12 protein-coding genes are annotated in these 14,582 nt (G+C 35.2%); 10 read left to right on the top strand and 2 right to left on the bottom strand.

Going from position 1 to position 14,582, the window contains the following annotated elements:
* The first annotated feature begins 2 nt into the window (after positions 1 to 2).
* From RTY06_RS02950 to RTY06_RS02905, 10 genes are all read left to right on the top strand, one after another.
* Positions 3 to 2,108, top strand: coding sequence for a helicase HerA domain-containing protein (locus RTY06_RS02950; protein WP_312822694.1), 2,106 nt, complete (start codon positions 3 to 5; stop codon positions 2,106 to 2,108).
* A 23-nt stretch (positions 2,109 to 2,131) separates the two neighbouring features.
* A complete protein-coding gene (locus tag RTY06_RS02945) occupies positions 2,132 to 5,341 on the top strand; it encodes a type I restriction endonuclease subunit R (RefSeq protein ID WP_312822692.1) in 3,210 nt (1,069 codons plus the stop codon).
* Positions 5,342 to 5,464: 123 nt separating this feature from the next.
* On the top strand, positions 5,465 to 6,586 hold the full coding sequence (locus RTY06_RS02940) for a DUF4172 domain-containing protein (protein WP_312822690.1): 1,122 nt from the start codon (positions 5,465 to 5,467) through the stop codon (positions 6,584 to 6,586).
* Positions 6,579 to 6,722 carry a YopX family protein gene (locus RTY06_RS02935; protein WP_312822688.1) on the top strand — a complete coding sequence of 48 codons (144 nt, stop codon included), beginning with the start codon at positions 6,579 to 6,581 and terminating at the stop codon, positions 6,720 to 6,722. The genes RTY06_RS02940 and RTY06_RS02935 overlap by 8 nt, the downstream gene beginning before the upstream one ends.
* Before the next feature lie 360 nt (positions 6,723 to 7,082).
* The gene (locus tag RTY06_RS02930; protein ID WP_312822687.1) at positions 7,083 to 7,730 is read left to right on the top strand and encodes an SOS response-associated peptidase; all 648 of its coding nucleotides are present in this window, start codon (positions 7,083 to 7,085) and stop codon (positions 7,728 to 7,730) included.
* Entirely contained in the window at positions 7,730 to 8,017 is a 288-nt protein-coding gene (locus tag RTY06_RS02925) for a hypothetical protein (RefSeq protein WP_312822685.1), read from the top strand. Before RTY06_RS02930 ends, RTY06_RS02925 begins: the two co-directional genes overlap by 1 nt.
* A 1,253-nt stretch (positions 8,018 to 9,270) precedes the next feature.
* The gene (locus tag RTY06_RS02920; protein WP_312822683.1) at positions 9,271 to 9,777 is read left to right on the top strand and encodes a nicotinamide-nucleotide amidohydrolase family protein; all 507 of its coding nucleotides are present in this window, start codon (positions 9,271 to 9,273) and stop codon (positions 9,775 to 9,777) included.
* Between the two features lies 1 nt (position 9,778).
* Positions 9,779 to 10,534: an SDR family oxidoreductase gene (locus RTY06_RS02915; RefSeq protein WP_312822681.1), complete on the top strand. Its 756-nt coding sequence runs from the start codon at positions 9,779 to 9,781 to the stop codon at positions 10,532 to 10,534.
* A 33-nt stretch (positions 10,535 to 10,567) separates the two neighbouring features.
* Positions 10,568 to 11,119, top strand: coding sequence for a ferritin-like domain-containing protein (locus RTY06_RS02910; RefSeq protein WP_312822680.1), 552 nt, complete (start codon positions 10,568 to 10,570; stop codon positions 11,117 to 11,119).
* A gap of 110 nt (positions 11,120 to 11,229) precedes the next feature.
* Positions 11,230 to 11,844, top strand: coding sequence for a hypothetical protein (locus RTY06_RS02905; protein ID WP_312822679.1), 615 nt, complete (start codon positions 11,230 to 11,232; stop codon positions 11,842 to 11,844).
* A gap of 56 nt (positions 11,845 to 11,900) precedes the next feature.
* Here RTY06_RS02905 and RTY06_RS02900 read toward each other — a convergent pair whose 3' ends face one another.
* The gene (locus RTY06_RS02900; RefSeq protein WP_312822678.1) at positions 11,901 to 12,647 is read right to left on the bottom strand and encodes a succinate dehydrogenase/fumarate reductase iron-sulfur subunit; all 747 of its coding nucleotides are present in this window, start codon (positions 12,645 to 12,647) and stop codon (positions 11,901 to 11,903) included.
* Between the two features lie 13 nt (positions 12,648 to 12,660).
* Complete coding sequence (locus tag RTY06_RS02895; protein ID WP_312822676.1) at positions 12,661 to 14,577, bottom strand: fumarate reductase/succinate dehydrogenase flavoprotein subunit; 1,917 nt, start codon at positions 14,575 to 14,577, stop codon at positions 12,661 to 12,663.
* Between the last annotated feature and the right edge of the window lie 5 nt (positions 14,578 to 14,582).

The raw sequence follows: 14,582 nt of genomic DNA, 5'->3' as shown, positions 1-14,582 counted from the left end.
TTATGAGTAGTAACAATAGAATTGTAGGTCGAGTTCTTTCAGTAGATAATTTTAGAGTTTTTATTAAAATTGAGGAAGACCTTAGAGGAACATATAAAAGTGGAGTTTTAGATGTCTATGAAATTGCTCGTATTAATTCCTATTTAATTATACCGGTAGGCGCAGATCGAGTAGTTGCATTAATTACCCGTGTAACAATGAAAGAAGAGGTTGAATTTGGTAAGAATTCAACTTCAATATCTTTACCAACATCAGCTCGATATATTTCTGCTACGATGTTGGGTACAATTTCAAAAAATGGGAATACCGAGAAATTTATTCAAGGCGTATATAACTTTCCAACATTAGATAATCCAGTCTGGTACGTTACTGAAAAAGATTTAAAGCATATTTTTGATGATAAGATAGACAAAGTTAAAATAGAATACGAAAAGGATTTTTATCTTCCTGTGGGTACATCTCCAGCATTTTCTGATTATCGAGTAAAAATATCACCAGATCAATTTTTTGTTAAACATGCTGCAATTCTAGGCAATACAGGTTCAGGTAAATCTTGTACATTAACATCAATCCTTAGAAATCTTTTCAAATATGATTACAATGGGAATTATTTAAAAACTGCACATATAGTAATTTTTGATACCAATGGTGAATATAAAGATGCATTTTTACCAATTAAAGAAAATTTTGACAACTTAAGTACTGAAATTCAAGAAGAATTAAAATTAATTAATGCCAATTATTACGGGGGAGAAGATAAAGTTCAGGTTCCTTATTGGTTAATGAATTGGTCAGATTTTAAGTCTTTATTAAATCCGAGTGATGCCACTCAAGCTCCATTATTAAATAGTGCAATTGGTTTAGCAAAAAATAGTGAAGAAAGTATTGCTAGATTGGTTCTTCCTTTAAATTTAGCAGGCGATTTGGAAAGTATAAGAACATTTTCAAATGAAGATATAAAGAAAAGAACAGGATATCAAGATTTTGGTAGATGGAAGTGGCTGGTAAATAATGAAATCTTAAATATTGCAGAAGCTATAAGACCTTTTGATAATGAACTGGCTGACTTTGTATCAAATTTAGGAGCAGAAATAAATTTTAATAACGCTGCATTACAAACGCCAATCATAGGAAATATTCAAGATCGTTTAAATGTATTGATGGAAGAAGCTACAGAAACACAAATAACAAGCTCTCAAAATATAGATTTACCAATATATTTTAGTTATCAAGAATTGTGTACTAAATTTTTAGATGCAGCTATAAAAAATGAAGGTTCTGGAAACGCGAGACTTAATGAGTTTATTTCTACTTTACGTTTAAGAATGAATAGTTTTCTGAACGACAAAAGAATGTCAATTCCCTTGATGTTGAAGAATACAGAAGAAATAAATAAAAATGTCTTACCCCAATTTCTAGCTTTTCTTTTAGGAGATTATAATAGTGCTTTTTCGCACGAAACAGAAGAACATTTTATTAAGAAATATAATGATACTTCTGGAGCCTATGATAAAACTAGAGCCCATCAAGTAAATATTATAGATGTTTCTCAACTTCCATTTGAAGTATTGGAAACGGTAACAGCATTATTAGGAAGAATAATATTGGAGTTTGTTTCATATTTTGTTCCTGCGGACAGAGGAAAATATCCCATTGTCATAGTTTTAGAGGAAGCTCAAAGTTATATAGCTGAGAATAAATATTCAGTAGCTAAAACTGTTTTTGAAAGAATAGCAAGAGAAGGGAGAAAATATGGAATTTCATTAATTGTGAGTAGTCAAAGACCGTCTGAATTATCAAAAACAGTTTTATCTCAATGTAACTCATTCATTATTCATCGTCTGCAAAATCCAGAAGATCAAAAATATATTCGTGGTTTGGTATCTAGTGCAAATGCCGATATTTTAGATCAGTTACCAGTTATTCCACAGCAACATGCAATTATTACAGGTGATTGTGTACGTGCACCTATACAAGTTAGAATTGATGATGTTTATCCAACTCCTAACAGTCATAACCCTAGATATATTGAAAATTGGTTAGGTGATGAAATAATACCGTACGAACAGACAGTTAGCCGTTGGTTAGGAGAAAATAACAATCAATGAGAATCAGAAAATAATATAGCACCATGACCGAAAACGAAATAGAAAAACTTGCTATAGCATTATTAGAACATCAGGGATATACATATATCAATGGGGTTCAATTAGCTCCTGATGCAGGAGATAGGGAAAGAACATCATTTGAAGAGGTTGTTTTAAAACAACGTTTAGAAAATGCGGTTCATCGTATTAATCCAATGATTCCTCTCGATGCACAACAAGATGCAGTGAAGCAAATTTTGCGTATTGCTTCGCCTGATGTGTTATCAAACAACGAAACATTTCACCGTTTACTAACGGAGGGTATTCCGGTAACCAAACGTGTAAATGGACAGGAACGCGGGGATCGTGTGTTTTTAATTGATTTTGAAAATCCATTGCACAACGAATTTTTAGTCGTCAATCAATTTACTATTGTAGAAAATGGCGTCAATAAAAGACCAGACATTATTCTGTTTGTTAATGGTTTACCCTTAGTTGTCATAGAATTGAAGAACGCTACGGATGATAAAACCACCATTCAATCTGCATTTCGCCAGATAGAAACCTACAAAGCAATGATCCCTTCGTTGTTTACTTTCAATGCTTTTTCGGTTATTTCTGATGGATTGGAAGCAAAAGCAGGAACTATTTCAGCAGGTTTGAGCCGTTTTATGGCTTGGAAAACCACAGATGGTGTCAACGAAGCATCGAAACAAATCAGCCAATTAGAAACATTAATAAAAGGAATGTTGCAACCAAACGTATTGTTGGATTTGGTCAGACATTTTGTGGTTTTCGAAAAATTTAAAAAAGAAGACGCTGATGGAATTGTTACTGTACAAACAGTAAAGAAATTAGCAGCCTATCATCAATATTATGCCGTAAATCGTGCGGTAGAATCTACAAAAAGAGCTTCTGGATTTATCTCAAAGCAAACTTCAGATTATGTAGTAAAAGAATCTCCTGAAAGCTACGGTTTACCAGGTGTAAAAAACCAACCCGAAGGCGACCGTAAAGGAGGTGTGGTTTGGCATACACAAGGTTCGGGTAAATCTTTGTCTATGGTGTTTTATACAGGTAAAATTGTATTAGCCTTAGATAATCCAACGGTTTTAGTCATTACGGATCGTAATGATTTAGATGATCAGTTATTTGACACCTTTGCGGCATCGAAACAATTATTGCGTCAAGATCCTGTTCAAGCGACTGATGGAAAACAGTTAAAAGACCTTTTAAAGGTAAATTCAGGAGGGGTAATTTTTACTACGATACAAAAATTTCAACCGGAAGAAGGTAACGTTTTTGAAACGTTATCTGCTAGAGAAAATATCATTGTAATAGCAGACGAAGCACACCGTACACAGTATGGTTTTAGTGCTAAAACCGTAGATGATAAGGATGAGAACGGGAATGTAATTGGTAAAAAAATAGTGTATGGATTTGCTAAATATATGCGTGATGCCTTACCCAATGCAACGTATTTAGGTTTTACAGGAACACCTATCGAGAGTACGGATGTCAATACACCAGCAGTTTTCGGTAATTATGTAGACATCTATGATATCGCTCAAGCGGTTGAAGATGGCGCAACGGTTCGTATTTTCTATGAAAGCAGACTGGCGAAAGTAAAACTAACTGAAGAAGGAAAAGAATTGGTGGATGAGTTGGATGACGAATTGGATCAGGAAGATCTAACATCCACTCAAAAAGCCAAAAGTAAATGGACACAGTTAGAAGCTTTAATTGGAGGTAAACAACGTGTACAAAATATTGCTGCTGATATTGTCAATCACTTTACGCAACGGCAGGTGGTGTTTCAAGGAAAGGGAATGATCGTGTCGATGAGTCGTAGAATTGCGGCAGAATTGTATAATGCGATTATTGCGATAAAACCTGAATGGCACTCGGATGATTTGAAAAAAGGAAAGATAAAGGTAATTATGACTTCCGCATCTTCGGATGGCCCTGAATTAGCTAAATTCCATACAACAAAAGATCAACGTAGAATGTTAGCCGAACGTATGAAAGATCCTAATGATGAATTAGAATTGGTGATTGTTCGTGATATGTGGTTAACGGGTTTCGATGCTCCGAATATGCACACGTTGTATATCGATAAACCTATGAAAGGGCATAACCTTATGCAGGCGATAGCTCGCGTAAATCGTGTATATAAGGATAAGCCAGGAGGTTTAATCGTCGATTATTTAGGCATTGCTTCCGATTTGAAAAAAGCATTGGCTTTCTATTCGGATGCTGGAGGTAAAGGAGATCCGGCGGTCGCACAAGAACAGGCAGTTGCTCTAATGTTAGAAAAAATTGAAGTGATTTCTGCGATGTATCACGGTTTCCATTATGAAGATTATTTTGATGCCGATACATCAAAAAAACTGTCGTTGATATTGGCTGCCGAAGATCATATTTTAGGATTAGAAAATGGCAAGAAAAGATATATTGATGAAGTAACTGCTCTATCAAAAGCATTTGCTATTGCGATACCACACGATCAAGCTATGGATGCTAAAGATGAAATTTCTTTTTTCCAAGCAGTTAAAGCAAGGTTAGCAAAGTTTGATAGTGTGGGGCCAGGCAAAACAGATGAAGAAATTGAAACCACCATTCGTCAAGTTATTGATCAGGCTTTGGTATCCGATCAAGTGATTGATGTATTCGATGCAGCAGGTATAAAGAAACCCGATATTTCGATTCTTTCGGATGAATTCTTGATGGAGTTGAAAGATATGCAACATAAGAATGTGGCATTAGAGGTTTTGAAGAAGTTGTTGAATGATGAAATAAAATCCAGAACTAAAACCAATTTAGTGCAGAGTAAGAAATTGCTGGAAATGTTGGAGCAATCAATTAATCGCTACCACAATAAAATTCTAACAGCTGCAGAGGTGATTGATGAGCTTATAAAGCTGAGTAAGAATATTGTCGAAATGGACGATGAACCAAAAAAACTTGGTTTAACATCTTATGAATATGCTTTTTATACCGCAGTTTCTAATAATGATAGTGCTAAAGAATTGCTTCAGCAAGAAAAGTTACGTGAACTTGCGGTCGAATTAACCAATACCATCCAGCAGAATGCAAGCATTGATTGGAATATAAAAGAAAGTGTGCGAGCAAAACTGAAAGTTGCTGTAAAACGGTTATTGCGTAAATATGGCTATCCGCCTGATATGCAATTGTTGGCTACGGAAACAGTGTTAAAACAAGCCGAGATGTTAGCGAAGGAGTTGAGTAAATAATCTAACAATAGCATTAGCAGATTTCATTTTTCGTAGAAAAACTTACACAATGACCCGAATAAACCAGTTATTCGGCTCATTATTTTTAGTATATTTGAGCCGAATATAAAACATAATCGGCTCATGACTTTTATTTGGCAATTAGAAAACTTCCCTAATTTTTCTTTTAGTACAAAGAAATTACTTCCTAACATACAAAACTTTGCTTTACAATTGGGCGAAGCCAACGGAATGCTGAGTAGCTTTTCACAGGAAAATAAACAGGAAGTTTTTACTGAAATTATGTTGTCTGAAGCCCTAAAAACTTCGGAAATTGAGGGTGAATATTTTAGCAGAGAAGATGTAATGTCCTCACTAAAAGTTAATTTAGGAGTGAAAGATTTTCATAAAACCTCTAAAAACAAAAAAGCCAACGCCATTGCATTACTGATGATTGAAGTGCAGAATAGCTACGCAAAACCTATGGATAAAGCATTAATCCAGAATTGGCATAAAATCCTGATGGATGCCGAAAAAGGAATTAATGCAGGCATTTTTCGTACTGGCGCAGAACCGATGCAGGTGGTTTCTGGCAGTTATGGAAATCTCAAAGTTCATTATGAAGCGCCACCATCAAAGGATTTACCGGAATTTACCCATCAGTTTTTAAATTGGTATCAAAACTTTTCAGAAAAAGATTTAGGAAAAGTAGGAGAAGCGATGCTATTTTCTGCTTTAGTTCATTTGTATTTTGAAACTTTACACCCTTTCGAAGATGGTAACGGCCGTATTGGTCGTGCTTTAGCCGAAAAGGCCTTAGCCGAAAAATTGGAAATGCCCATTTTTATTAGTCTTTCAAAAGCGATTGAAAAAGACAAAGCAAAATATTATGAGGAACTTAAAAAAGCCCAAAGAAGCCTACAAATCACAGATTGGGTGGTTTATTTCTTCAATATTTTACAGTCAGCTCTGGATGATACCAAAAATCTAGTGCTTTTCACTTTGAAAAAGACCAATTTTTTTGATCGCTTCAAAGACCAATTGAATGAACGCCAACTCAAAGCTATAAACAAAATGATGGAAGCAGGCGAAGATGGATTCAAAGGAGGAATGACCGCCAAAAAATACATTTCCATCAACAAAACCTCCAAGGCCACAGCAACTAGAGATTTACAGCACCTTGCCGAAATCCAAGCCTTCATCAAAATAGGAGGCGGCCGTTCCAGTGCTTATCAATTGAATTTTGAAAAATCACAAAATGAATAATAAGGAAAGAAAATCAACCGAACTAAAAGATAAAAACGCTCAAGAAATCTTTGTGGGAGATATTTTGCGTTCTTATTCCGGAGAAATACAACTAAATAGTCCACTCAATGAAAAAGTGGTTTACCAGGAAGGATGATTCTATCTTGAAAACGAAGATGGAATTTCAAGTTTAGAAAGTGATTCTTCCTTTTTTGAAATTATCGGAAATAGTAATGAAAATCTAGAAGTTTCTAAGGAGGGCTTCCGTATTTCTTTTTGGGGTGCTGTTTTAGAGGTCATTGTAAACAAACCACAGCTCTACCACCGCAAGTTACATAATCCAAATTATACTCGCAGTAGCCACGATCGGAGGCTACTTCCATTAATTTTCCTTTACAATAAGAAAATATCCAGGTCGTCATTTCTAAACCCTGCACGTAGTTTCACTACGCTTGGGATTGCTCATTCCTTTGCTGTATATTTCTTACATTAGCAACTAATTACTAAACTGAATGTTATGTGCTATTACGTTGATACAAGTCTTACAAAAAAAGCAATCAAAGAAGTTTATGGAGTGGGATTTGAGGGACAAGACTATAAACCCACCAAATTTCTGAATGGTTTCGCCCACCCCTTAGTTCCGGTGATTTTAGATGAAAATCCTGATGTGTGCACAACGGCAAATTGGGGACTAATTCCATTTTGGTCAAAAGACAGGAAAATACAAAAGCAAACACTTAACGCCAAGATTGAAACCATTAAAGAAAAACCTTCCTTTAGAAATAATTATAATAAGCGCTGTTTGGTATTGGTTAATGGTTTTTATGAGTGGAAATGGCTGGATGATAAGGGTAAAGACAAACACAAACATTTTCTTACAGTTAAAAATCAGGAGATATTTTCATTAGGCGGTATTTATAGTAATTGGACAGATAAGGATACCGGCGAAGAACTTAACACCTTCTCGATTGTTACCACACAGGCAAATGAATTAATGACGGAAATTCACAATACTAAACACCGTATGCCGATAGTTTTATACAGATCAATGGAAAAGGAATGGCTGAAAGACAGAGATATAGAAGACTTTGCTTTTCCAAATCACGAATCTGAATTACTTGCAATTAATCTTGATGAAAACGTTCAACCTAGTACTTTGTTTTAATGGAAAATAATCGGAATGCCATTGTAACTGCTATTCAGGACTTAATTATCTGTAGAAATAATATTTTTGATAACATTGTTAATATCGCTATGTCTGGAGAAATGAACCATCTCGCCGATGCAATTGACATTGGAGAAAAATATAATTTTAAATTGAATCATTTCAGAAATCTAGAAGATGAGAACGTAAATGCACTGATAAGAATAGTTGAATATATTGAATCGCATATCCTTGTATTAATGGATGTAAATGGAATAGATATAACCGAATTAAACTTTGATGATTAAATTTACTTGAAAATTCCGATGCATCTTTCCTGAAATCTTTTAAGGAGAAATAAGGCTTAGATCATATCATTTTAAATAATAATATAGTTTTCTCAAATGGACATATATTAGATGATATTTCAAGTTTACCTAATAAAGTGAAAAGCTAGAACGACTATCTTATTTTGTTGGAACTCTATTCAGAATTACTTGAAAAAATTGACAGCTAAGGTCCGTTAAAAATTTTGATTAATTTGGACGATATTAAAATTGGAAGAATGCAACTATCACTGCTCTGCCACAGCAAGTTACATAATAGAAATTATGGTCAATCTGCCGGCGCAAAACGTTGCCCTCCAGTCCGCAGGCTCCCTTACGTGCAAAACCAACTGCATCATTGCCCACAATTTGAGATTATGTAAAATGCTTCTGCTTGTAACGGAATAGCCATTTTTCACCCACCTTTTCCCTCCGTTTTATTCCCACCCAGCCAATTTGTAGGATGCACAAAAATGAAGCAGATAGAGTAGTCAATTGTCAATAGTAAAAGATAGCCAATATCCCCAGCCAATTTTTTTATTGCCAGAGAGATTATAATTAATTGGCTGTCGACCTTCGGTCTTTCCCTTACGCATATAGTCTTATTCCTTCATTCCTCTAAAAGCTTATGCCAGCACAATGTTTCCATACCACTAGAAAAATACTTTGGTTTTATAAGCAAATAGTTTCAGTGTATTTTTCTATCATTTTGAAAAAGATCCTACAAAGCACCTTCCGTAAGTCTTTCATACCGCTATTTTTGTCATCGCTCATCACATTCTTTAATTAATTTTAGAAATAAACTAACAACTTTCTTTAGTTGGAAGAATGCCTATATTACGAAAGATCAAACTCTTTCCAAGATCATTAATTCTCGAATATAATCTAAGAATCAATAAATTTTAAATCCTAAAAAAATGCAATTAAGTTTCTAAAGATATATAATTCTCTACACAATATCTTTGATGCTCAACATTGTTCATCTTGAATATATAAGTCCAAATTTTTCTAACAAAGGGTGTATATTATATCTAAGGTGTTCGATTAGAATCTATACAAGATTACGATAATATTCTAAAGCAGCTAATCTGATTTTTAATGAGTTATATATTGTGATTCAAATCATAAATAATATTTCCTTATCTAGTTCGGAAATATAATATCATTTGGCAGAAGAATTGTTTTAAAGAATCGAACTGAATTATTCTTTTTTAATCACTTCAAATTATATTATTATGGAATCATCTAACCTGACATTAAATAATATTGGACAGCATCTTCTTAAAAGAGAAGAAACTATTTCAATAGCAGAAAGTGTTACTTCGGGTTCACTGCAAATGGCTTTTTCGCAAATTCCTCAAGCGGAACAATTTTATAAAGGAGGCTTAACTGCATATAATTTGGAACAAAAAGTTAACCTATTAAATATTGATAAAGACGAGGCTATATCTGCGAACTGCGTATCAAGAAATATTAGTGAGCAAATGGCTATAAATGTTGCTAAGCTTTTTAATACAGAATGGGGAATTGCCACAACCGGATTTGCTACTCCTGTGGAAGAATCCAACGGTGAGATCTACGCTTACTACTGTATTTCTTATAAGGGGACAATCATTAGAAGTGATAAGATTGAACTTCATCCTATGACAAAAGCGGTTGATGCACAGAACTATTTTATGGAGTATGTTATCGGTTGTCTCAGATGTGAAGTGAAGAGAGATCATTTAGAAGTAATAGCTTAGGATGACGGATAAATTACAATTACTAAATAAATCGGTTTTAATATCCGGAGCTGATAGTGGAATAGGGAAAGCGGTTGCATTGTTATTTGCTAGAGAAGGCGCAGATGTTGCGATTATTTATCACACTAATGACAAAGAGGCTGAAGAAACCAAAAATGAGATTGAAAAATTAGGAAGAAAGTCTATCATTTTTTCCGGGGATGTCAATAATTTCCAATTCTGTAAAGTAGCAGTCAATAAGGTGATATCTGAATTTGGAAAGTTGGATATTTTGATCAATAATGCAGGTGTTCAATTTCCCTGTGATGATATTTTAGACTTACAGGAAGAGCATATCCGAGAAACATTTAATGCCAATATCATCGGAATGATATTGCTTACAAAGGCAACTTTTCCACATCTGAAAATGGGTGATTGTATTATCAATACGACTTCAGCTACCGCTTATCAAGGACACAAACAACTTCTGGATTACAGCGCAACAAAAGGAGCCATTGTTTCATTTACAAGATCGCTCGCATTACAATCAAAATCCAAGGGAATTCGTGTCAACGCTGTTGCACCCGGTCCTGTCGCAACACCGTTAACCGAGAAAACCTTTAACGAAAAGGAAGAAGATCCAAATAAGCCTCCGTTAGAAAGAAATGCAACCGAAGAAGAAATTGCGGGCAGTTTTTTATTTCTTGCCACAGATGCCGCAGCGCAAATAACGGGACAGGTAATTCATCCGAATGGTGGATTAATTATAAATGGCTAAAAATCAAAATATTAATATAAAAAAATAAAAATTATGGCAACTACTACAAAAACTACCGCAAAAAAGACGACTGCACGAAAAACTCCGGCAAAAAAAGATGCGGCGAAAGAATTGAAAGATCTTTTTGAAGATGGCCTTAAAGATATCTATTGGGCTGAGAAAGCATTGGTAAAAGCCTTACCAAAAATGCACAAAAATGCTACCAATGAGAAGTTGAAAAATGCTATTGCCCAACATTTAAAAGAAACTGAAGTACACGTAAGCAGATTGGAAGAATGTTTCAAATCTATGGGTAAAAAAGCACAGGCTAAAAAGTGTGATGCAATGCAGGGCTTGTTGGATGAAGCAGATAGTATTTTAAAGGAAACAGAGCAGGGAAGAGTAAGAGATGCAGGGATTATTGCTGCTTCTCAAAAAGTTGAACACTATGAAATTGCAACTTATGGAACATTAGCTGCTTTTGCAAAAGTGTTGAAAGAAAAAGTATCATTAAAAAATCTTCTTGCCACATTAGAAGAAGAAAAACAATGTGATGAAACTTTGACTCAGCTTGCTGATACAAATTTGAATACGAAAGCTAAGTAAAATAAATTATTAAGATTTTTTAATTAAAAGTATATCAGGCAGAGAGCAATTAATTGCTCTCTTATTTTTTCTAATGGATTTTTTAATTGTAAAAAAATAAAGCAAATCATATGAAAGCAAAATCAATAAAAGGCGTTCCCAGACAATATAAAGGTTCATTTCACGATACAGAAAGTCAAAAAAACATTATTATACCGGAAATATTAGATGATAAATTTAGCATTCTAAAAAATCGTTTTTACTCTATTAATCACTGGAATGATTATTCGGGAAATGGTTTTGCTGACTTTAAACTGTTTAATTCTTTAGGATTGTATATAGACAGGCATCCTCGTGTTGGGGATTTTATCAGAATCGATATTCCCGGTCCAGGTAATATCGGTTCAAAAGGTTTTGACTGGGTAAGAATCGATGAAATCACTTTGACAACTAATAATGAAAAAGAAAGACATCTAATTACATGCAGACCTTCTGCATCTCCAAAAGGAGATCCAAAAACTATAGAGCACTTTTATTCTGATAGTGCGACATCAACATTCATCATTGAAAAAGGAATTGATTATATAAAGGTTGGTATCTACGGACGAAATGAAATGCTGAATAAAAAAAATGTTGGAATTTTAAATACAATTAGAAATTTCCTAGTGACTTTCGGGGGCTTCTTAAAATTAACGAAAATACAGTGGAAAGCACTTGCTGATGGAATGCTGGATTTTTACAATTAAGTTTGGTAAAAAAGAATCTTTTTTGAGTGAAAAAAACAATTACAAATTTCAGTGTTTTACTTTCTTAAAAACAAAGCTCTTCCGTATTCAAAATTCATTCTTGCAATATTTAAAACAGAAATTCCTTGCGGACATTCTATTTCGCACGCTTCAGTGTTGGAACAATGACCAAAATGCTCAGCATCCATTTGTTTTACCATATTCAAAACCCGATTACTTCGTTCTTCTTTTCCTTGTGGAAGCAAAACCATGTGACTAATCTTTGCGGAGGTAAATAAGGCAGCACTTGCATTTTTGCACGTTGCTACACAAGCTCCGCAACCAATACATGCTGCGGAATCAAAGGCTTCCTCAGCAGTTTGATGGGTAATTGCAATGGCTGTGGCATCCGGTGCTTGACCAGTATTTACCGATACAAAACCACCGGCAGAAATAATTCTATCAAATGCAGAACGGTCTACTTTTAAATCTTTTTTTATAGGAAAAGCTAATGCACGGAAAGGCTCAATAACAATGGTATCTCCATCTTTGAAAGACCTTAAGTGAAGCTGACAGGTGGTAGTATGTTCCAAAGGTCCATGAGCCAAACCATTAATCATTACCCCACATTGGCCGCAAATGCCTTCCCGACAATCATGATCAAACTCAACTGGTTCGTCACCTTGTAGGATCAATTTCTCGTTCAAAGTATCCAGCATTTCTAAAAAAGACATGTGAGGATTTAAGTCTTTTAAATCATAATTCACCAGTTTCCCTTCACTTTGATTATCTTTCTGTCTCCATATTTTAAGATGTAAATCCATAGGTTTTTGTGTTTTATTTGTAACTTCTTACAGTTGGCTGTATTTCTTCAAAAATCAGAGGCTCTTTAATGAGCTCAGGTTCATTGTTTTCACCTTTCCAGGCCCAAGCTGAAATAAATTGAAATTCATCATCATTCCTCAAAGCTTCTCCATCTGGAGTTTGAAATTCTTCACGAAAATGTGCACCACAAGATTCATTTCGGGTTAGAGCATCATAGCACATTAATTCACCGATTTCAAAATAATCAGCAACGCGTCCGGCTTTTTCAAGTTCAGCGTTCATTGCTTCGGCTTTTCCTGATACTTTTACATCTCTATAAAATTCTTGTTTTAGCTTTTTTATCTCTTTGATGGCGAATTGTAAACCTTCTTCATTCCGAGCTAAACCACAATAATCATAAAGTAATTTGCCCAAAGTTTTGTGGAAATAATCAACAGTTTTTGTTCCATTAATATTGATGAAACCTTCAATTTGCTGTTTAATGTGATTTTCAGCTTTCTCAAATTCTACACCATCGGTTGAGATTTTTCCGGTATGGATTTCCTGAGACAAGTAATTGGCAATGGTATATGGTGCAATAAAATACCCGTCCACGGAAGCCTGAAGTAGGGAATTGGCTCCCAATCGATTCGCGCCGTGATCGGCAAAATTAGCTTCTCCTAAAGCAAACAATCCGGGAATGGTGGTCATTAATTCATAATCTACCCAAAGTCCACCCATAGAAAAATGTGCGGATGGCGAAATCATCATTGGCTCCTGATAAGCATCATATCCTGTAATTTTCAGATACATATCGAATAAATTCCCGTATTTCTCCTCAATTTTTTCTTTACCTTGTTCTTTAATTGCTTTAGAAAAATCAAGATATACTGCATTTTTTAACGGTCCGATTCCAAAACCTGCATCTATTCTTTCTTTTGCAGCTCGCGAAGAAATGTCTCTTGGCGCTAGATTTCCGAAAGCTGGATATCGTCTTTCTAGATAATAATCTCTTTCATTTTCAGGGATTTCATTAGGAGGCCTGGTTTCATTTTCTTTTAAAGGAACCCATATTCTGCCGTCATTTCGCAAAGATTCCGACATCAAAGTTAACTTCGACTGATAATCTCCAGACTGCGGAAGTGAAGTAGGGTGTACCTGAATCCAACTCGGGGAAGCCATCAAAGCTCCTTTTTTGTGAGCCCGCCAAATCGCAGAACCGTTGCAACCCATCGCCAAAGTAGATAAATAATAGATTTTTCCATAACCTCCTGTAGCCAAAACAACGGCGTGGGCTGAATGCCTTTCGATTTCTCCAGTATCTAAATTTCTTACAATAATACCTCTCGCTTTTCCTTCAATGATGACCAAATCCAGCATTTCGTGTCTCGTAAATAACTGAACGCTTTTCTTCCCGACCTGACGCATTAAAGCTTGATAAGCGCCGAGAAGCAATTGTTGTCCCGTTTGTCCTCTCGCATAAAAAGTTCGGCTTACCTGAACGCCACCAAAAGAACGGTTATTCAAATATCCTCCATATTCTCTTCCAAAAGGAACACCTTGTGCAACCGCTTGGTCGATAAGGTTTAAAGAACATTCTGCCATTCGGTAAACATTGGCTTCACGCGCTCTGAAATCTCCACCTTTTAAAGTATCAACAAACATTCGGAACACACTGTCGCCATCATTTTTATAATTTTTAGCGGCATTCACTCCTCCTTGAGCCGCTACAGAATGTGCCCTCCTCGCACTGTCCTGAAAACAGAATGATTTTACATTATAGCCCATCTCACCTAATGAAGCTGCAACCGAGCTTCCTGCCAATCCAGTACCGACAACAATGATATCCAATTTTTTTCTGTTGGCGGGATTGACAAGCTTCGCAGTTTTTTTATAGTTTTCCCATTTCTTTTCTAATGGTCCTTCCGGTATCTTTGAATCTAAGATCATACTGT

This window comes from Epilithonimonas sp. (genome assembly GCF_032055105.1).
Classification (GTDB): domain Bacteria; phylum Bacteroidota; class Bacteroidia; order Flavobacteriales; family Weeksellaceae; genus Epilithonimonas.
This window is presented reverse-complemented; position numbering and strand designations above follow the sequence as displayed.